This window comes from Streptomyces caeruleatus (genome assembly GCF_001514235.1).
Classification (GTDB): Bacteria; Actinomycetota; Actinomycetes; order Streptomycetales; family Streptomycetaceae; genus Streptomyces; species Streptomyces caeruleatus.
In genome coordinates this window covers 751,126-768,927 of the sequence record NZ_KQ948925.1, presented here as the reverse complement: position 1 = coordinate 768,927, position 17,802 = coordinate 751,126, and the positions used below count along the sequence as shown (strand labels likewise).

The 17,802-nt window shown below is 71.7% G+C and carries 19 protein-coding genes; 10 read left to right on the top strand and 9 right to left on the bottom strand.

The features are described from left to right. The first annotated feature begins 81 nt into the window (after nt 1-81). Nucleotides 82-1,320 (top strand): geranylgeranyl reductase family protein, encoded by a 1,239-nt coding sequence (locus tag AQJ67_RS08205; protein ID WP_062717372.1) that lies wholly within the window; start codon nt 82-84, stop codon nt 1,318-1,320. On the opposite strand, the gene AQJ67_RS08200 is transcribed toward AQJ67_RS08205, so the two are convergent. Further along, nucleotides 1,310-1,759 (bottom strand): nitroreductase family deazaflavin-dependent oxidoreductase, encoded by a 450-nt coding sequence (locus tag AQJ67_RS08200; protein WP_062717371.1) that lies wholly within the window; start codon nt 1,757-1,759, stop codon nt 1,310-1,312. The two genes, AQJ67_RS08205 and AQJ67_RS08200, sit on opposite strands and share 11 nt — an antisense overlap. A gap of 142 nt (nt 1,760-1,901) precedes the next feature. On the opposite strand from AQJ67_RS08200, the gene AQJ67_RS08195 reads away from it, so the two are divergent. The 3 genes from AQJ67_RS08195 to AQJ67_RS08185 all read left to right on the top strand — a co-directional run bounded on the left by AQJ67_RS08195 (nt 1,902) and on the right by AQJ67_RS08185 (nt 4,700). Then, a complete protein-coding gene (locus AQJ67_RS08195) occupies nt 1,902-2,606 on the top strand; it encodes a TetR/AcrR family transcriptional regulator (RefSeq protein ID WP_062717370.1) in 705 nt (234 codons plus the stop codon). A gap of 187 nt (nt 2,607-2,793) precedes the next feature. After that, the gene (locus AQJ67_RS08190) at nt 2,794-4,038 is read left to right on the top strand and encodes a sensor histidine kinase (protein ID WP_107122809.1); all 1,245 of its coding nucleotides are present in this window, start codon (nt 2,794-2,796) and stop codon (nt 4,036-4,038) included. After that, nucleotides 4,035-4,700: a response regulator gene (locus tag AQJ67_RS08185; protein WP_062717368.1), complete on the top strand. Its 666-nt coding sequence runs from the start codon at nt 4,035-4,037 to the stop codon at nt 4,698-4,700. The genes AQJ67_RS08190 and AQJ67_RS08185 overlap by 4 nt, the downstream gene beginning before the upstream one ends. Here AQJ67_RS08185 and AQJ67_RS08180 read toward each other — a convergent pair. Next, on the bottom strand, nt 4,661-4,945 hold the full coding sequence (locus tag AQJ67_RS08180; RefSeq protein ID WP_062717367.1) for a DUF6332 family protein: 285 nt from the start codon (nt 4,943-4,945) through the stop codon (nt 4,661-4,663). The two genes, AQJ67_RS08185 and AQJ67_RS08180, sit on opposite strands and share 40 nt — an antisense overlap. Nucleotides 4,946-5,032: 87 nt before the next feature. After that, on the bottom strand, nt 5,033-6,517 hold the full coding sequence (locus tag AQJ67_RS08175; protein ID WP_062717366.1) for an MFS transporter: 1,485 nt from the start codon (nt 6,515-6,517) through the stop codon (nt 5,033-5,035). An 85-nt stretch (nt 6,518-6,602) separates the two neighbouring features. Here AQJ67_RS08175 and AQJ67_RS08170 point away from each other — a divergent pair, with 85 nt between their 5' ends. Further along, the gene (locus tag AQJ67_RS08170) at nt 6,603-6,983 is read left to right on the top strand and encodes a MarR family winged helix-turn-helix transcriptional regulator (RefSeq protein WP_062717365.1); all 381 of its coding nucleotides are present in this window, start codon (nt 6,603-6,605) and stop codon (nt 6,981-6,983) included. An 18-nt stretch (nt 6,984-7,001) separates the two neighbouring features. Here the strand turns inward: AQJ67_RS08170 and AQJ67_RS08165 are convergent, their stop codons facing one another. Next, nucleotides 7,002-7,742, bottom strand: a complete 741-nt coding sequence (locus AQJ67_RS08165) for a maleylpyruvate isomerase family mycothiol-dependent enzyme (RefSeq protein WP_062717364.1) — start codon at nt 7,740-7,742, stop codon at nt 7,002-7,004. Between the two features lie 56 nt (nt 7,743-7,798). Continuing rightward, nucleotides 7,799-8,188: a VOC family protein gene (locus AQJ67_RS08160; protein WP_062717363.1), complete on the bottom strand. Its 390-nt coding sequence runs from the start codon at nt 8,186-8,188 to the stop codon at nt 7,799-7,801. 212 nt (nt 8,189-8,400) lie between these two features. Here AQJ67_RS08160 and AQJ67_RS08155 point away from each other — a divergent pair, with 212 nt between their 5' ends. Next, nucleotides 8,401-9,306 (top strand): helix-turn-helix domain-containing protein, encoded by a 906-nt coding sequence (locus AQJ67_RS08155; RefSeq protein ID WP_062717362.1) that lies wholly within the window; start codon nt 8,401-8,403, stop codon nt 9,304-9,306. 65 nt (nt 9,307-9,371) lie between these two features. On the opposite strand, the gene AQJ67_RS08150 is transcribed toward AQJ67_RS08155, so the two are convergent. Both AQJ67_RS08150 and AQJ67_RS08145 read right to left on the bottom strand, forming a co-directional pair. Next, nucleotides 9,372-10,187, bottom strand: a complete 816-nt coding sequence (locus AQJ67_RS08150) for an SAM-dependent methyltransferase (RefSeq protein ID WP_062717361.1) — start codon at nt 10,185-10,187, stop codon at nt 9,372-9,374. A gap of 137 nt (nt 10,188-10,324) precedes the next feature. Beyond that, a complete protein-coding gene (locus tag AQJ67_RS08145) occupies nt 10,325-11,494 on the bottom strand; it encodes an MFS transporter (RefSeq protein ID WP_062717360.1) in 1,170 nt (389 codons plus the stop codon). A 164-nt stretch (nt 11,495-11,658) separates the two neighbouring features. Here AQJ67_RS08145 and AQJ67_RS08140 point away from each other — a divergent pair, with 164 nt between their 5' ends. The 4 genes from AQJ67_RS08140 (at nt 11,659) to AQJ67_RS08125 (ending at nt 15,809) form a co-directional block, all read left to right on the top strand. Beyond that, entirely contained in the window at nt 11,659-13,137 is a 1,479-nt protein-coding gene (locus AQJ67_RS08140; RefSeq protein WP_062717359.1) for a glutamate-cysteine ligase family protein, read from the top strand. A 223-nt stretch (nt 13,138-13,360) separates the two neighbouring features. Beyond that, nucleotides 13,361-13,558: a hypothetical protein gene (locus tag AQJ67_RS08135; RefSeq protein WP_159058731.1), complete on the top strand. Its 198-nt coding sequence runs from the start codon at nt 13,361-13,363 to the stop codon at nt 13,556-13,558. Between the two features lie 99 nt (nt 13,559-13,657). Beyond that, on the top strand, nt 13,658-14,866 hold the full coding sequence (locus AQJ67_RS08130; RefSeq protein WP_062717357.1) for an NAD(P)/FAD-dependent oxidoreductase: 1,209 nt from the start codon (nt 13,658-13,660) through the stop codon (nt 14,864-14,866). Between the two features lie 46 nt (nt 14,867-14,912). Further along, nucleotides 14,913-15,809, top strand: a complete 897-nt coding sequence (locus tag AQJ67_RS08125; RefSeq protein WP_062717356.1) for an RNA polymerase sigma-70 factor — start codon at nt 14,913-14,915, stop codon at nt 15,807-15,809. A 43-nt stretch (nt 15,810-15,852) separates the two neighbouring features. Here the strand turns inward: AQJ67_RS08125 and AQJ67_RS08120 are convergent, their stop codons facing one another. Together AQJ67_RS08120 and AQJ67_RS08115 are read right to left on the bottom strand one after the other, a co-directional pair. After that, nucleotides 15,853-16,968, bottom strand: a complete 1,116-nt coding sequence (locus AQJ67_RS08120) for a Gfo/Idh/MocA family protein (protein WP_062717355.1) — start codon at nt 16,966-16,968, stop codon at nt 15,853-15,855. Beyond that, complete coding sequence (locus AQJ67_RS08115; protein ID WP_062717354.1) at nt 16,938-17,648, bottom strand: ThuA domain-containing protein; 711 nt, start codon at nt 17,646-17,648, stop codon at nt 16,938-16,940. Before AQJ67_RS08115 ends, AQJ67_RS08120 begins: the two co-directional genes overlap by 31 nt. Between the last annotated feature and the right edge of the window lie 154 nt (nt 17,649-17,802).

Below are 17,802 nucleotides of genomic sequence, written 5' to 3'. Positions count from 1 at the left end.
CACAGCGGCCTGCGACGATGCCCGCCGTAGGATGCGGGGGACAGCAGGCGTAGGCGGCTTGATCGGGAGCAGTAGACCATCGTGAGCAGCGAGAACTCTTCGGCGGACGACGTGCAGCGGGTGTGGGACGTCGTCGTGGTGGGCGCGGGACCCGCGGGGGCCTCGGCCGCGTACGCGGCGGCCGTCGCCGGGCGGCGCGTGCTGTTGCTGGAGAAAGCGGAGCTGCCGCGCTACAAGACATGCGGCGGCGGCATCATCGGCCCCTCGCGCGACTCGCTGCCGCCCGGCTTCGAACTGCCCTTCCGCGACCGCGTGCACGCGGTCACCTTCTCCAACAACGGCCGCTTCACCCGGACCCGGCGCTCCAAGCAGATGCTCTTCGGGCTGATCAACCGTCCCGAGTTCGACCAGCAGCTCGTCGAGCACGCGCAGAAGGCCGGCGCCGAGCTGCGTACGGGCGTCACCGTGCAGCGCGTCGAGCAGCACGGCTCGGCGGTGCCGGACCGGCGCAGCGTCGCCGTGGTCCTGCAGGGCGGCGAGACGCTCCTCGCGCGGGCCGTGGTCGGCGCGGACGGCAGCGCCAGCCGGATAGGAGCGCATGTCGGGGTCAAGCTCGACCAGGTGGACCTCGGCCTGGAGGCGGAGATCCCGGTGCCGGAGACGGTCGCCGAGGACTGGAAGGGGCGGGTGCTCATCGACTGGGGGCCGATTCCCGGCAGTTACGGCTGGGTGTTCCCCAAGGGCGACACCCTGACGGTGGGCGTGATCTCGGCGCGCGGTGAAGGAGCCGCCACCAAGCGGTACTTGGAGGAGTTCATCGGACGGCTCGGCCTCGCCGGCTTCGAACCGGGCATCTCCTCAGGGCACCTGACCCGCTGTCGTGCCGACGACTCGCCGCTGTCACGCGGGCGCGTGCTGGTGTGCGGGGACGCGGCGGGGCTGCTGGAGCCGTGGACGCGCGAGGGCATCTCGTTCGCGCTGCGGTCGGGGCGGCTCGCGGGGGAGTGGGCGGTCCGGATCGCCGAGGCGCATGACGCGGTGGATACCCGGCGCCAGGCCCTGAACTACGCCTTCGCGATCAAGGCGGGGCTCGGCGTCGAGATGAGCGTCGGCAAGCGGCTGCTGACCGCTTTCGAGCGCCGTCCCGGCCTCTTCCACGCCACGCTGACCGGTTTCCGGCCGGCCTGGAAGGCGTTCACGGACATCACCCGCGGCTCGACGTCACTGGCCGAGATCGTCCGCACCCATCCGATGGCCCACCGCGCGCTCACCGCGATGGACCGCCGTGCGCAGCCCGTGGCCGACGACGTCACTTCCTGACGGTGATCCGGAAGACCGGGTGGTCCTGGGCCGCCGCGACGATCTCCTCGTCGGAGGACTTCGCGGTGACCCCGTTGAAGTACTGGTTGACCTCCCAGCCCCACTTCTCCAGATAGGTCCGCAGGATCGGGAGCTTCTCCTCGTCGGGAAGCTCCACCGCGGAGAACTCACGGACCTTGCGCCCCACGCGCAGTTCCCCACCGCCGGCGGCGCGCATGTTGCGCACCCACTGGGAGTGGCCGCGGGCCGAGACGAGGTACCGCGCGCCGTCGTGGCTGTGCGGGTTGACCGGGATGCGCTGCATCCTGCCGCTCTTGCGCCCGCGCACGGACAGCTCCGCCGTGCCCGCGATGCTGAGCCCGTGCCGGGCCAGCCAGCCGATCACGCTGTTGAGGCGGACGTTGAGCGGGCTGCCCTTGAGGTAGTACGGCGACGTCATGGCGACTCCCGGAGTTCCGGTTCGGACGATTGAGAGAGCGGTGCTCTCACTTGAGAGCAGTGTGCACGACAACGCTGATCCAAAGCAAGAGCAGTGCTCTCGAATGTGTGCACCGCTCTGTTCTTCTGGAAGACTGGCCGTCATGAGCAGCACCGCAAAGGGCGTACGCGCCCGCGCCAGGATGGAAGTCACCGCGGCCATCAAGGACGAGGCCCGCAGACAGCTCGCGGCCGAAGGTGCCGCCAAACTCTCCCTGCGTGCCGTGGCCCGCGAACTCGGCATGGTCTCCTCCGCGCTCTACCGCTACTTCCCCAGCCGCGACGACCTGCTGACCGCCCTCATCATCGACGCCTACGACTCCCTCGGGGAGAGCGCCGAGGCCGCGCACGCCGAGGCCGTCGACGCCGGACCAGTCCAGCGCTGGATATCGGTGGCCCAGGCCGTACGGGACTGGGCGCTGCGCCATCCGCACGAGTACGCGCTGATCTACGGCTCGCCCGTGCCCGGGTACACCGCGCCCGACACGACGGTCCCACCCGCCTCCCGCGTCGGCCTCGTCTTCATCGGCATCCTGCGCGAGGCCCACGCGACCTCCGGCCTCACCGAACCGGCACCCCTGCCCGCCGACCTGCGCCCCGAGGCGGAGCGCATGACCGCCGACCTGGCCCCCGACCTCCCGCCGGCCAACGTCGCGGCCCTGGTCGCCTCCTGGGCCGAGCTCTTCGGGCTCGTCGGGTTCGACCTGTTCGGGCAGTTCAACCGGGTCGTGGAGCACCGGGAGGCGTTCTTCCGGCACGCGGTGGGCCGGCTCGCGCACGGGGTCGGCCTGGTGGACGGACGCGGTTAGGTCGGCGCGAGTCGTCAGGGGACCGGCGGCGGCGCCGGGTCCTGGCGCAGGATCCGGGTGTGCAGTGCGCGCGGCGCGGGCCGCGGATCAGGCAGGCCGGGACGGCGGACGTACTTCGCCGGGAGTACGTGTGATCACCACGCGCGGGGGACGCCGCCCGGCCGTCATCGCGTCTAGCGTGGCGGGCATGGAAGAGCAGCAGGCACGCCGGGGCGGTGGGCCGCAGACGTGGTGGCGGCACGGGCCGCCGGGGTGGAGCGGGTGGGCCGACGAGGAGCGCGCTCCTCGCTGGCCGTGGCGTTCCACCCTGCTGGTCACCTTCTTCGTGATGGCCGGCTCGAACTTCGCCGCCCAGGGCCAGCTCGACGACCGGGCGCCGCTCGACCCCTTCGCGCGCGCCCTGCTGTTCGTGGCGTCGGCGCTGCTGCTGTGGCGCAAGCGGTACCCGGTGGCCGTCGCGTTCGGGACGGCGACGGCCGCCACGGTGTACCTGGGTGCCGGGTACCCGTACGGGCCGGTCTTCGTGGCCGTCGCCCTGGCCTGCTTCAACGCCATCGTCCTGGGCCACCGCAAGGCCGCCTGGGCGGCGGTCGGCGTGTTCTGGGTGGGGTATGCCCTGGTGGCGCACTGGCTGTACCAGTGGCTGCCGCCGTCCGGTGACTCGGCCGCGCCCTGGGGGCAGGAAGGAGTGATCGCCGCGTGGGTGGCGGCGATCGTGGCGGTGTCGGAGCTGGCCAGGACCCGGCGCGAGCAGTGGGCGAAGGAGCGGGCCGAACGGGCGCAGGCGGCGCGGCGCAGGGCCGACGAGGAGCGGCTGCGGATCGCCCGCGAACTGCACGACGTCCTCGCGCACAGCATCAGCGTGATCAATGTGCAGGCGGGCGTCGGCCTCGCCCTCCTCGACACCGACCCCGAGCAGGCGCGCACGGCGCTCACCACCATCAAGGCCCAGAGCAAGGAGGCGCTCGGCGAGGTCCGCCAGGTCCTCGACACGCTGCGCACCCCCGGCGACGCCCCGCGCACCCCGGCGCCCGGCCTGGACCGGCTGCCCGAACTGGTGGAGCAGGCCGCGAGCGCGGGCCTCACCGTCGAGGTCGAGGGCGAGCCGCCCCGCCTGGCGCCCGGCACCGACCTCGCCGCCTTCCGGATCGTCCAGGAGGCCCTCACCAACGTCGTACGCCACTCGGGATCACGGCACGCGCGCGTGCACCTCGATCACGACGACGGGACGACGCTACGGCTGCGTATCGACGACGACGGTCCCGCGACCGGCGCCGACGCGGGCGGCAGTGGCAACGGACTCGCCGGAATGCGGGAGCGGGCGGCCGCGCTCGGTGGCACGATCGAGGCGGGCCCGCGTGCCAACGGGGGGTTCCGGGTGCTCGCCGTACTGCCGTTGAAGACGGCTCATGAGGTCAAGGAGGACCGGTGATCCGCGTACTGCTCGCCGACGACCAGTCACTGGTGCGGGCCGGTTTCCGGGCACTGCTCGACGCCCAGCCCGACATCGAGGTGGCCGGGGAAGCCCCGGATGGCGAGGAGGCGCTGCGCAAGGTGCGCGAACTGCGGCCCGACGTCGTGCTGATGGACATCCGCATGCCGCTCCTGGACGGCCTCGCCGCGACCCGCCGGATCACCGAGGACACGGCACTGAAGGACGTCAGGGTGGTCGTGCTGACCACCTTCGAACTCGACGAGTACGTCTTCGAGGCCATCCGCTCGGGCGCCTCCGGGTTCCTGGTCAAGGACACCGAGCCGGAGGAACTGCTGCGTGCCGTACGGGCGGTGGTCGAGGGCGACGCGCTGCTGTCGCCGGGCGTGACCCGGCGTCTGATCGCCGAGTTCGCCGCCCGCTCCAAGGAGCCGGCCGCCGCGGACGCCCTCGCCGAACTCACCGAGCGTGAGCGGGAGGTGATGGCGCTGGTCGGCATCGGCCTGTCCAACGAGGAGATCGCCCGGCGCCTGGTGGTCAGCCCACTCACCGCGAAGACCCACGTCAGCCGCACCATGGTGAAGCTCGGCGCCCGCGATCGGGCCCAACTCGTGGTGCTGGCCTACGAGTCGGGGTTGGTGCGGCCGGGCTGGCTGGGCTGAGACGTCCGCCGGAACCGCGTCAGCACGCTGACGACCCGGGCGAAGAACAGCACGACAGCGACCGTGCTGCCCACGCCGACCAGGGGGCCGCGCGTACCGTCCGACACGTCGAAGACGTACGCCGGCCCGACGATCGCCCCGAACAGCACCGCCGCCGCGAACGCCGCACTGAACAGCGCGTACCCGATCTCGACGGTGATCGCGTCCCGCTCCGCCTGCCGGCGCCGTCCCCCGTAGTTCTCCATACCTTGAGTCAAACAGGAGTGCGCCCGACGGAGCAAGCGGCTCCGCCGGGCGCACATGGGAGGTGGTCCCCCCTAGGGGGTGTTTCCCTAGTCGCGCAGCGCCACACGCTCCGCTTCCGCCTCCCTCGCGGTGGACTTGGCGACCACGACGGTCCGCTGCTCGCGGCGCGTGCGCAGTCCGGTGAGGGCGATCAGGAGGCCCGCGACCGCGATCACGGTGGTCACGACCAGGGCGGGCAGGTAGCTGTCGAGGACCGCTTGCGGGGAAGCGGGTTCCTCGGGGCTGTTGGCGGTCAGGACCGCGGTCACGACGGCCAGGAACAGCGCGCCGCCCACCTGGACCGAGGTGTTGAGCAGGCCCGAGACCATGCCCTGCTCGTGTTCGTCGACGCCGTTGGTGGCCTGGACGTTGAGCGAGGGGAAGGTCAGCGCGAAGCCGGCGCCCACCAGCAGCATGGTGGGCAGGATGACCGCGGCGTAGACCGGGTCGAGGTCGATCCGCAGGAACAGGAGGTAGCCGGCGACCAGCGCGGCGAAGCCGACCGCGATCAGCCGTGCCGTGCCGAACCGGTCGATGACCGCACCGACCTTCGTCGCCGACAGTGCCACGAGCGCGCCCGCCGGCAGGAAGGCCAGCGCCGTGTGCAGCGCCGACCAGCCGAGCAGCTGCTGCATGTACAGCGTGACGAGGAACTGGAAGCCGATGTAGCTGCCGACGAACGTCAACGCGCCCAGCTGTGCCCGTACCTGGGCTCCGGAGCGCAGCACGCCCAGCCGGATCAGTGGGCTCGGGCTGCGTCGCTCGACGCGGACGAAGGCTGTCAGCAGGACGACGACGGCGACGAACGACAGGATCGTGCGGGCCGAGCCCCAGCCCGCCGCCGGTGCCTCGACGACGGTGAACACGAGCAGGAGCATCGAGGCGGTGCCGAGGATGGCGCCGGGGATGTCGTAGCCGCCGTTGGTCCGTTCGCGCTCGGTGCGCGGGAGCAGTTTCAGGCCGGCGACCAGGGCGATCAGCGCGACGGGCGCCGGGAGCAGCATGGTCAGGCGCCAACTGGCCTCGGTGAGCAGGCCGGAGAAGACGAGCCCCATCGAGTAGCCGGTGGCGCCGCAGGTGGTGTAGATCGCCAGTGCTCGGTTGCGGATCGGGCCCTCGGCGAACGTCGTGGTGATGATGGACAGGCCGGCGGGGGCGGTGAAGGCGGCGGCCAGGCCCTTGATGAAACGGCTGGCGATCAGCAGCGGGCCCGAGTCGACGAGCCCGCCGAGCAGCGAGGCGAGCGCGAAGACGGCGAGGGCCACCAGGAAGACCTGGCGTCGGCCCAGCAGGTCGGCGGTGCGTCCGCCGAGGAGCAGCAGGCCGCCGTAGCCCAGGATGTAGCCGCTGACGATCCATTGCAGGGTCGAGGTGGTCAGCCCCAGGTCGGCGCCGATGGACGGCAGGGCGACGCCGACCATCGAGACGTCCAGCGCGTCCAGGAACATCGCGGCGCACAGGACCAGGAGGGTGCCCCACAGCCGGGGGGTCCAGCGTCCGTCGGACGCGGGGGTGGTGAGCGGAGAGGTCATGACGGAGACAGTACATGCGTATGCATCGAATGCAAGCGCATTTAATTCCGATGCAATAATTGCGGGACTCTGCTACGGTGCGCCCATGGCGGCGAAGAAGCCCGAGCAGGCACTCGTGGACCAGTGGCACGACATCCTGGCGCTGCATGCGCGTACCCAGTGCGAACTCGACCGCGCGCTCGGCCGACACGGCCTGTGCGCAAGCGACTTCGAGGTCCTGGACGTGCTGGCGGACGCCAAGTGCCCGTCGTACCGCGTGCAGGAGATCTCCGAGCGCGTCCATCTGAGCCAGAGCGCCCTGTCGCGGCTGATCGCCCGGCTGGAGAAGGACGGGCTCGTCGAGCGCGGGATGTGCCAGGAGGACCGGCGGGGCGTCAAGGTGTACCTGACGCCGAAGGGCCGCACGCTGCACGGCACGGTACTGCCCGTGCAGCGTGCGGTATTGACGAAAATGCTGGCGAACTGACCGTCGTCGGGCCCTGGTTCAGCTCCAGGTGACGGCGGAGTTCTCCCGCCACAGCGTGGCGACGGACTCGTCGCCGGTCACGTGCGGGAAGGGCTGCCGGTTCCACAGCGACAGATAGAGCTGCGCGCCCGGTCCGGAGATCTCGCAGTCGGCCCGCCCGGCGTCGCCCCGCTCGGCCGCGGGCGGCTCCTGCGACAGCCGTACGGTCCACACCGCGCCGTCCGTGTCCGTCGCCCGCACCCGCAGCACCCGGGGCTCGGCGCTGCGGACCCGGCTCTTCGGCCGGGCGTGGAAGGCGCACAGCAACTCGTCGATGCCGTCCGCCGCGAAGCCGGCGTCGATCCCGCTCGGCGTACCTCCGCGTGCCGCCTCCGCGTCGAAGCGGTGCACGGTCGTCTCGTGCGCCTGTCTGCGGGCCCAGAACGCGAGAGGTGACGGCGCGGGCAGAAAGTGCCAGCACCGCACGTCGGCGGGGGCGGCCGCGAGCGTGTCGACCAGGTGGCGGTGCCCTTCCCGGAACCAGTCGAGCAACTCGGCGCCGTCCAGGTCGGGCAGCCCGCCGTCGGGGTGGGGGGACATGTACCCCTCGGTCAGGAACGCCGCCGCCCAGCGGTGCACCATCCCGGTGTGCCGCACCAGGTCCCGCACCTGCCACTCCGGGCAGGTCGGCACCTTCGCGTCGGTCCCTGCGGCCTCGGCGGCCGCCGCCAGCAGCCGGCCCTCGCGGTCGAGGGCGCGGACGAAGTCGGGTGTCTCCATGGGGGTGAGTGTGCCGGATGGAGTGCGGTCCAAGGGAAGCACTTTCGAAGTGCTGTTCAGGGCGCGGTGGGAAAGAGGCAGAACTCGTTGCCCTCGGGGTCGGCCAGGACCCAGTGGTCCTCGAACCGGACGAGGACCGTCGCGCCGAGGCCGGTGAGCCGGCCGAGCTCCGCCTCCGGGGCGCCGGAGACCAGGTCCAGATGCAGACGGTTCTTCACGAGCTTGGCCTCCGGCACGAGCTGACACCAAAGACGCGGGCCGCCGCCGGAGGGTTCGACGAGCACGGTCGGGTCGTCCTCGGGGTCGGCGATGCCCTGCGCGCGCAGCCGCGCGAGCTCGGCGTCGTCGTAGGGGGCGACGGCGTAACCGTCGAGGGCGGCAGCCCAGAAGCGGGCCGTGGCGGCCGGCCGGGCACAGTCGATGACGATGTCGTGGAGTCGCGCCATCCGGTCATGATGCGGACCGCGCCACCGGCACGCCACCGTGCGGCCGCCTCTGGCCGAGCTCGACCGGAGGATCGGCTGGAGTGGCCTGTTGTCGTCCGCACGTCCGGGTGGTCGTTCGCTGGACTCGAAGATCAAAGTACCCGACAGCCCCTAGGATGGCGGCCGCACCGCTTGTATGCGCGCAAGTCGCGTTCGTCGCAGGGAGATCGCCCATGCGCCCCGATGAGGCAGCACGTACCCCGATCGGCGGCAGGGGCCTGGACGGGCAGTCGGCCGGGCCCGTGGCGGCGCGGCTGGTGCTGGGCGCGCGGCTGTGCGGACTGCGGGAGGAGCAGGGGATCTCCCGCGTGGCCGCGGGGCACGTCATCCGGGCCTCACGGTCCAAGATCAGTCGGCTGGAGGGCGGCCGCCACGGGGTCAAACCGCGGGACGTGGAGGATCTGCTCACCCTCTACGGCGTCACGGACGAGGCCGAGCGTGCCACCCTGCTGACCCTGGCCGAACAGGCCAACACCCCCGCCTGGTGGCAGTACTACAGTGATGTCGTGCCCGCCTGGGCACAGCTCTACCTCGGCGCCGAACAGGCGGCGAGCCTCATCCGCTGCTTCGAGGTCCAGCGCGTCCCCCACCTGTTGCAGACCCCCGACTACGCCCGTGCCGCCATCCGCCTCGCCCACCCCGGCGCCGGTGCGCGGGAGACCGACCGGCGATGCATGCTGAGGGCGACACGGCAGCGGATCCTGCACCGCCGGCCGGCGGCGCAGTTCTGGGCCGTGATCGACGAGACGGCGCTGCGCCGTCCGGTGGGCGGCCTCGACGTGATGCGCGCCCAGCTCAGGCATCTCATCGAGATCTGCCGGCTCCCGCAGGTCACCGTGCAGATCCTGCCGTTCCTCGCCGGCGGCCACGCCGCGGAGAGCGGCCCCGTGACCGTGCTGCGCCTGCCCGGCGGTCTGTTGCCCGACATGGTCTATCTCGAACGGCTCGCCACCGCCCTCTACCCGGACCGGCCGGGCGAGGTCGAGCGCTACTGGGATGTCATGAACCGCCTGGTGGTCGAGGCGGAATCGCCGGACGAGACGCCGACGATCCTCCATCGCATCCTGCAGGAAACCTGATCCGCGGCGCGGCGCGGCGGGGCGGGGCGCGGGCCGGTGTTCGGCCGGCCAACGGTCCCGCGGCGTCAGCGCTTGACGGCCACCCCGCCGTACTGGTGCACCTCCGCGGGAAGACCCCAGGCGTCCGGGTCCGGACGCCAGCGCGAGCACGAGGCCACTCCCGGTTCCAGCAGCTCCAGACCGTCGAAGAAGCCCGCGATCTGCTCGGGGCTGCGCAGGATGTACGGGATCGAGCCGCCGTCGTTGTACTGCTGGATGGCCCGGACGTAGGACTCGCTGGTGTCGGTGCTGTCGTACTGCACCAGATAGCTGCCGGAGGGCAGCGCGTCCACGAGCTGCCGCACGATCGAGCGCGCCTCGTCGTAGTCCTCGATGTGACCCAGGATGCCCATCAGCATCAGGGCGACCGGCTGGTCGAAGTTCAGCGTCTTCCCGGCCTCCCGCACGATGGTGCTCGGGTCGCGCAGGTCCGCGTCGACATAGTTGGTGACCCCTTCGGGCGTGCTGGTGAGCAGCGCGCGGGCGTGGGCCAGGACCAACGGGTCGTTGTCGACGTAGACGATCCGGCACTCGGGGACCACCCGCTGGGCGATCTCATGGGTGTTGTCCACACTGGGCAGCCCGGTGCCGATGTCCAGGAACTGCCGGATGCCCTCCTCGGCGGCCAGATGACGAACGGCACGGGCGAGGAAGTACCGCGCGGCGCGGGCGCCGGTCTCGATCCCGGGGAAGATCTCGCGGAACGCGTCACCGGCCACCCGGTCGACCTCGTAGTTGTCCTTGCCGCCCAGCCAGTAGTTCCAGATCCGAGCCGACTGCGGCACCGAGGTGTCGATCTTGGCGAGCGCCTCGTGCCCGGTGTTCTCTGGCTCTTCAGTCATGGACACTCCCGCATGTGTGTGGTCAGGACCACGAAACCGGCCAACACCGGTCGTGGACACCCACGTTATTCCCCGCAGTGCGACTTATGTGCATCACGGGGCCTCAACTCACCTACGACGCAATACCTGTTGGCCGTTCAGCGTGCCGTCGCACGGCGGGTGCCGAAGCCGATGACCGCCGCCGTGGCGGCCAGGGCGGCCACGCTCGTGAGGGCGAGCGGGAGGGAGAGCCAGTCCGCCATGAAGCCGATGGCGGGTGGGCCCAGCAGCATGCCGCCGTAGCCCAGGGTGGACGCGATGGCGACCCCGTCGGGGCCGGCCAGCGTGCCGGCGCGTTCGACGGCGACGGGGAAGAGGTTGGCGAGGCCCAGCCCGGTGATCACGAAGCCGAGGAGTGCCGCCCAGAGGGTGGGGGCGAGCGCGCCGAGCAGCATCCCGGCCGCGGCGGTGGCGCCGCCCGAGACGAGGGTGCGCGTCTGCCCCAGGCGCTCCAGCAGCCAGGCGCCGGTGAGCCGGCCGACGGTCATGGCGAGCGCGAAACAGGAGTAGCCGATGGCCGCCGCGCCCGGTGAGGCGTGCAGGTCCTGCTCCAGGTGCAGGGCGCTCCAGTCGGCCAGGGCTCCCTCGCCGTAGGCCGTGCACAGGGCGATCAGGCCGAAGGTGATGACGAGGCGGCGGGTCCGGGTGTCCAGGCGGCGGGGCGTGGACTCGTCCTTCCGGGTCCTCTCGGGGGGCTCCGGCGGCGCGACGCGCAGCAGGACGCGGCCCGCGAGGGCCGTGACGACCAGCCCGATCACGGTGAGGCCGAGCAGATGCCGCGTCGGCGACAACGCCCCGGCGACCAGCCCGCCGAGTCCGGCGCCGACCATGCCGCCGAGGCTGAAGGCGGCGTGGAAGCTGGGCATGATGGGCCGCCGCAGGGCCCGGCCGAGGTCGACCGCCGCGCTGTTGAAGGCGACGTTGATCCCGCCGTACGCGGCACCGAAGACCAGCAGGACGGCGCCGAGGGCGGGCGCGGAGTGGGTGAGCGGGGGCAGGGCCACGCTGAGGGAGAGCAGGACGCCGCAGACGACGGTGACGAGGTGGCTGCCGTAGCGGCGGCACAGGCGGCCGGTGAGCACCATCGTTACGACGGCCCCGGCGGAGACGCCGAGGAGGGCCAGGCCCAGGGCGCTGGCGGACGCGCCGGTCTGCTGCTTGATGGCGGGGATACGGACGACCCAGCCGGCGAAGACGAAGCCGTCGAGGGCGAAGAAGGTGGTCAGGGCGATGCGCAGGCGGGTCAGGTCGTGGGGCGTACCCGGCACGGCGCTGTGCGATCGGGTTTTGTTTATTGGCGGCACAAAGTCAGGCTAGGTGGACCCGGGGGAGACGACAAGGGCAGCGCCTTCGCCGGCCGACTGTCCGGGTGCCGCCCGAAGTGCGACGCTGGGACGAGAGCTGTCAGCCGAGGGAACTCGGGAGGGCACTGATGGGACGCGATGTGCCGGCCCTGGTGTTCACACGGGAGGATCGCCGTCGGTACCGGGAGAAGATGCACGGCTGTCTCGACGTGCTGGCGCAGATGCTGCGCGAGTCGACCTTCGAGAGCGAGCGCCCCCGGGTCGGCCTGGAGATCGAGCTCAACCTGGTCGACGACGCCGGACGGCCGGCGATGCGCAACACCGAGGTCCTCCAGGCCATCGCCGACCCCTCCTGGTCGAGCGAGCTGGGCCGCTTCAACCTGGAGATCAACATCCCGCCCCGGGAGCTGACGACCGGCGGCCCCGGCGCCTGGGAGCAGGCGATCCGTGACGCGCTCAACCACGCCGAGGACCGCGCCGCCGCCGTCGGCGCCCACCTGATCATGATCGGCATCCTGCCGACCCTGGGAGAGGCGGACGTCGGCGAACGGGCCCTGTCCGGCGACCCTCGGTACCAGCTGCTCAACGAGCAGATCTTCGCGGCCCGCGGCGAGGACCTGCGGATCACCGTGGACGGCGTCGAGCGCCTGGCGACGTACGCCGACACCATCACCCCCGAGGCCGCCTGCACCAGCACCCAGTTCCACCTCCAGGTCGCGCCGAAGGACTTCGCCGACTACTGGAACGCGGCCCAGGCCGTCGCGGGCGTACAGATCGCCCTCGCGGCGAACTCGCCCTTCCTCTTCGGCAAGGAGCTGTGGCGCGAGACCCGTATCCCGCTGTTCGAGCAGGCCACCGACACCCGCCCCCAGGAGATCAAGGCCCAGGGCGTACGACCCCGGGTGTGGTTCGGCGAACGCTGGATCACCAGCGTCTTCGACCTGTTCGAGGAGAACGTGCGCTACTTCCCGGCCCTGCTGCCCATGTGCGACGACGAGGACCCACAGCAGGCGCTCGACGAGGGCGGCGCCCCGCAACTGGGCGAACTGACCCTGCACAACGGCACGATCTACCGCTGGAACCGGCCCATCTACGCCGTCACCGACAGCGGCCCGCATCTGCGCATCGAGAACCGCGTCCTGCCCGCCGGGCCCACCGTGGCCGACATCATCGCCAACGGCGCCTTCTACTACGGCCTGACCCGCGCCCTCGTCGACGAGGACCGGCCGATCTGGACGCGGATGTCGTTCTCGGTCGCCGAGGAGAACCTCCACACCGCCGCCCGCGACGGTATCGACGCCCGCCTGTACTGGCCCGGCATGGGCGAAGTGCCGGTCCCGGAGCTGGTGTTGCGCCGCCTGCTGCCCCTCGCCCATCGCGGCCTGGAGCTGGCCGGCCTCGACGCGGCGTGGCGCGAACCCCTGCTGGGCATCGTCGAGCAGCGCTGCCTCGTCGCCCGCAACGGGGCCCTGTGGCAGGCGGAGACCGTGCACCAGCTGGAGAAGGCCGGAGTCGTTGACAGGGGCGAGGCGCTGCGGCGGATGACCACGACGTACATGGACTACATGCACCTCAACGCGGCCGCGCACACGTGGCCGGTGGACTGACGGGACCCAGGAGCAGGCACGACGGTCCGTTGTGGCCGGTGTGCGCTACGTCGCATCCGCGGGCTGTCACGGCAGAGGGGTGGCCGGTGTCCAGAGGGGGGGCCGGTGTCTTGATGCCGGTCCACGGGGCGTTCCGCGTCCGTCCCGAGTTCGCCGAGCGGGCAGCCGCCGCGGACCGATCTACTTCGGTCTGGGCTATGTCTGCCGGCAGGTGGCCAACACCTTGCTCGACGAGGAGGACAGCCGTCTGGGCGGCTCGTCCGGGTCGGTGGCCGTCCGGGTCGAGGTGGTGGCGCTCCCGATGCTGGCCGCGGCGCTGATGACCAGGGCCTTGATGACGATCAACCTGTTCGGCGTGGTGGTCGCCGCGTTTCCCGCCGCGGTCAAGCCGGCTCGCGACGACCTGGCCCTGCGGCGCTGATCCCGACGCCCTTGATGTGCGCTACGTCTCATCCGCAGGTTGTCACGCCGGAGGGCCGGCCGGTGTCTCCATGCCGAGTCCACAACACGAGGAGACACGATGAACGGGAACGTCGAGGTAGTGGTCGTCGGCGGAGGGTACGGGGGCGTGACGGCGGCCAACCGGCTGGCTCGGCGAGATGGCGTGTCGGTGACCCTGGTCAATCCGCGTCCCGAGTTCGTCTCACGGATCCGCCTGCACCAGCTCGTGACCGGCTCCGACGACGCGGTCGAGGGCTTCGGTGAGGTTCTGGGCGGGGATGTCCGGCTGGTGGTCGACACCGCCACCCGGATCGACGCCGCCGGGCGCCGGGTGTCGCTGGCGGGCGGTGGAACGCTCTCCTACGACTACCTCGTCTACGCGGTGGGCAGCGGCGCCGCCGATCCCGGCGTGCCCGGCGTGCCCGGAGCGGCGGAGTTCGCTCACTGGGTCTCGGACTTCGAGGGGGCGGGACGACTGCGGTCGGCGCTGGACACGGCGTCCGCGTCGGCTTCGGTGACCGTGGTGGGGTCCGGCCCGACCGGCCTGGAGACCGCCGCCGAGCTGGCGGAGGCGGGCCGCGAGGTCACCCTGGTCTGCGGCCGCGTGCTCGGCCCCTCCCTGCACGCCCGAGTCCGTCGTCCGGTCGCCCGCCGGCTGGCCGAGCTGGGGGTGACCGTCCTCGAAGGCGCCGGCGCGCGGGTGACGGAAGTGACGCGGGACGCCGTACAGCTCGACGACGGCCGCTCGCTGCCCAGCGCGGTGACCGTCTGGACCGCGGGATTCCGCGTCCCGGACCTGGCCGCCCGCAGCGGACTGCGCACCGATGCCGACGGCCGGCTGCTCACCGACACGACGCCGACCAGCGTGGACGACGAACGCATCGTCGCCGCCGGGGACGCCGCGGTGATGCCGGACCACCCCTTCCGGATGAGCTGCCAGGCCGCCGTGCAGCTGGGCCCGGCAGCCGCCGACACGATCCGGCGCCGGATCGCGGGAAAGACGCCCGCTCCCGTCCGGATGTTCTTCGCCGGGCAGTCCCTCAGCCTCGGCCGCAACGAGGGCGTCACCCAGTTCTCCTACCCGAACGACAAGGTGAACGCGCTCAGCATCAGCGGGCGGACCGGCGCCGGCGTCAAGGAGATCGCCTGCCGGTTCACCCTCAACAAGTTGGTGTCCGGGGCACGCAAGGCCAGTTCCCGCGGATCCCACGGTGACAGCGGCAACCGCCTGGAAACCCCTCAGCCGGAACACCCCACGACGCCGCACGGCACCCGACGCTCGGCCTAGCCGCCAAGTGCCTTGTCGCCCACCACGAGAGAGCGAAGCGCACGACATGAACGACCCCGCGACCGACCCCGCGACCGACGCCTTCGTCGCCCACCGCGACCTGCTGTTCACCGTCGCGTACGAGATGCTCGGATCGGCGGCGGACGCCGAGGACGTCCTCCAGGAGGCCTGGTTGCGGTGGGTCGAGGTCGACCTGGAGCGGGTGCTGGACCAGCGCGCCTACCTGGTACGGGTCACGACCCGGCAAGCGCTCAACCGGCTACGCACCCTCAAACGGCGCAAGGAGGCCTACGTCGGTCCCTGGCTGCCCGAGCCGCTGCTCACCGCGCCGGACGTGGCCGAGGACGTCGAACTGTCCGAGAACCTGTCGCTGGCACTCATGTTCGTCCTCGAAACCCTCTCACCCACCGAACGCGTCGTCTTCGTGCTGCGCGAGGTCTTCGACATCGACTACGAGGACATCGCGGCCGCGATCGACAAGAGTCCCGCCGCCACACGCCAGATCGCCCACCGGGCCCGCCGGCACGTCGACGCCCGACGGCCACGCACATCGGTCTCCCCGGAAGAGACCCGGGCAGCGTTGCGTTCGTTCCAGTCCGCGCTCGAGACCGGGGACCTGCACGGGCTGCTCGACGTACTCGCCCCGGACGTCGTCTTCGTCAGCGACGGCGGCGGCCTCAAGCTGGCAGCCCCGCATCCGGTCGTCGGCGCCGACAAGGTGCTCCGCTACATGGCCGGCAGTGTCGCCAAGGCCGGCGGCACCTTCACCAGCGAGCGCACGACGGTCAACGGCAACCCCGCACTGATCCTGCGCGTGGACGGCGCGATCGACGGCGTGCTGGCCTTCCGTACGGAGAACGCCCGCGTCACAGGCCTCTACTACGTCCGCAACCCCGAGAAACTCACCCGCGTCGAGTCCGAGACCCCCCTCACCTCCCGCTGAACGCCGAGCACGGCTTCGCCGACCGGAAGGAGAGGGCGACCTCTCACTGGGGGTAGCCGTGTCCCTTCCACTCCTCCGCCCCCGTCAACGGCACCGGCGCGGGCACCTGCGCCGACGTCGTCAGTTCGATCCGGCGCCCCTCGGCCGACGACCGCAGCAGCGCGCTCATCGTCTCCAGCACGTGCAGGGCGAGTTCGCCGTTGGCGCGGGGCGCGCGCCGTTCGTCGGCGGTGACGAAGTCGAGGAGTCCGACACCGCGGGTGCCGTCGACGTAGCCCGCCGAGGGCGGGAGCGTACGCCACCCGGTGGCGCCCAGTTCGAAGAGCCGCACCTCACCGTCGAAGTGGTTCGGGTCCGGGACGGCGAGGGTGCCCGTCTCGCCGTGCACCTCGATCGGCGCGGCGGTCGTCGCCACGCCGTCGAAGCTCGTCGTGATCGTCGTCAGGGTGCCGTCCACGTGCTCCAGGACTCCGGAGACATGGCTGTCCACCTCCACCGGGATCCGCTCGCCCGCGCGCGGGCCGGACCCGATCACGCGCTCGGACCGCAACCGCCCGGCCGCCCCCGTCACGGCCCGCACCGGGCCGAGCAGATGGACCAGGGAGGCGAGGTAGTACGGCCCCATGTCCAGCAGCGGGCCACCACCGGCCGTGTAGTAGAAGTCGGGGTGCGGATGCCAGCGTTCGTGGCCCGGCGTGACCATCATGGCCGTGGCGAACTGCGGACGTCCGATGCTCCCCGCGGCCACGGCCGCCCGCGCCGTCTGGACGCCGGTGCCGAGGACGGTGTCCGGCGCGCACCCCACACCGACCCCGGCCTTCGCGGCGGCCTCGACCACGGCATGCGCGTCGGCGAGGTTCGCGGCCAGCGGCTTCTCCCCGTAGACGTGCTTCCCGTGCCCGATGGCGCCGAGGGCGATCTCGGCATGGGCCGCGGGGACGGTGAGGTTGAGCACCGTGTCCACGTCCGGGCTGCTCAGCAACTCAGCGACGGTCAGCGCCCGAACGCCGGGTACGTCGGCGGCGACCGCGGCCGACCGGGCGGCGTCCAGGTCGGCGACCGCGGTGACCCGCACACGGGGGTGGCCGACGAGGGTGTCCAGGTACGCGCGGGAGATGACCCCGAGCCCTACGACGCCGATGCGGTGCGCGTTGCCCACAGCATGCCCCTCTCGATGACGGTGCGGACGGCCGGGTTCTCCAGGACGTCCAGGCTGTGCCCCGGTGTCGTCACCATGACGCGCCCGGCGCCCCACCGCCGGGTCCAGATCGCCGGCGAGGTGACCGGGCGGTGCCACGGCTGCCACGGCCGGGCGGGGTGGGTGGTGGTGGCCAGGACGTCGATCAGGTCGTCGTGGAGCACCCAGTACTGCTCGGTGTGCAGTTCGAAGTCCTCGATGCCCGCCGTGACGGGGTGCTCGCGGCCCAGCTCCGTGATGGTGACGGTGTGAGGCAGGTAGTTGTCCTCCTGGCCTCCCACGCGTTCGCAGGGCTCCTTGCCCGGGTGGGTCGCGAACTGCCCGCCCACCAGATGGAGATAGTCGGAGGAGGCGCGGAACGAGTCGGCGATGCCGCCGTGCCAGCCGGTGAAGCCGGTGCCGGCCACGACGGCCGCGGTCAGTCCCGCCAACTGTTCGGCGCTGATCTGCGACATCGTCACGCACTGGACGACGAGGTCCGTCGCGGCCATCTCGGCGGCGTCGGCGTAGACGTCGGTGGACTCCTCGATCCGGACGGCGTAGCCCTTGCTCCGCAGGAAGGGCAGGAACAGTTCGGTGGCCCGGACCGGCTGATGCCCCTCCCATCCGCCTCGGACCACCAGAGCCTTCTTCCGCGTCATCTCGTCCTTTCGGGGTCGAAGAACAGCGCCCTCACTATGCGCCAGACGCCGGCCCGCGGGAAAGAGTCGCCGGATTGCGCGAAATTTTCGCTCGGCGGCGATCGACGGCCGGTGACCGGGCAGGCTTCGGGGGTCTCTCCTGTCCGGCTCGTCA

Excerpts from the sequence above, each read along its gene's own strand:
- AQJ67_RS08200 (WP_062717371.1), bottom strand. The coding sequence starts at position 1,759 with ATGACGTCGCCGTACTACCTCAAGGGCAGCCCGCTCAACGTCCGCCTC.
- AQJ67_RS08195 (WP_062717370.1), top strand. The coding sequence starts at position 1,902 with ATGAGCAGCACCGCAAAGGGCGTACGCGCCCGCGCCAGGATGGAAGTC.
- AQJ67_RS08190 (WP_107122809.1), top strand. The coding sequence starts at position 2,794 with ATGGAAGAGCAGCAGGCACGCCGGGGCGGTGGGCCGCAGACGTGGTGG.
- AQJ67_RS08180 (WP_062717367.1), bottom strand. The coding sequence starts at position 4,945 with ATGGAGAACTACGGGGGACGGCGCCGGCAGGCGGAGCGGGACGCGATC.
- AQJ67_RS08175 (WP_062717366.1), bottom strand. The coding sequence starts at position 6,517 with ATGACCTCTCCGCTCACCACCCCCGCGTCCGACGGACGCTGGACCCCC.
- AQJ67_RS08170 (WP_062717365.1), top strand. The coding sequence starts at position 6,603 with ATGGCGGCGAAGAAGCCCGAGCAGGCACTCGTGGACCAGTGGCACGAC.
- AQJ67_RS08165 (WP_062717364.1), bottom strand. The coding sequence starts at position 7,742 with ATGGAGACACCCGACTTCGTCCGCGCCCTCGACCGCGAGGGCCGGCTG.
- AQJ67_RS08160 (WP_062717363.1), bottom strand. The coding sequence starts at position 8,188 with ATGGCGCGACTCCACGACATCGTCATCGACTGTGCCCGGCCGGCCGCC.
- AQJ67_RS08155 (WP_062717362.1), top strand. The coding sequence starts at position 8,401 with ATGCGCCCCGATGAGGCAGCACGTACCCCGATCGGCGGCAGGGGCCTG.
- AQJ67_RS08150 (WP_062717361.1), bottom strand. The coding sequence starts at position 10,187 with ATGACTGAAGAGCCAGAGAACACCGGGCACGAGGCGCTCGCCAAGATC.
- AQJ67_RS08140 (WP_062717359.1), top strand. The coding sequence starts at position 11,659 with ATGGGACGCGATGTGCCGGCCCTGGTGTTCACACGGGAGGATCGCCGT.
- AQJ67_RS08130 (WP_062717357.1), top strand. The coding sequence starts at position 13,658 with ATGAACGGGAACGTCGAGGTAGTGGTCGTCGGCGGAGGGTACGGGGGC.
- AQJ67_RS08125 (WP_062717356.1), top strand. The coding sequence starts at position 14,913 with ATGAACGACCCCGCGACCGACCCCGCGACCGACGCCTTCGTCGCCCAC.
- AQJ67_RS08115 (WP_062717354.1), bottom strand. The coding sequence starts at position 17,648 with ATGACGCGGAAGAAGGCTCTGGTGGTCCGAGGCGGATGGGAGGGGCAT.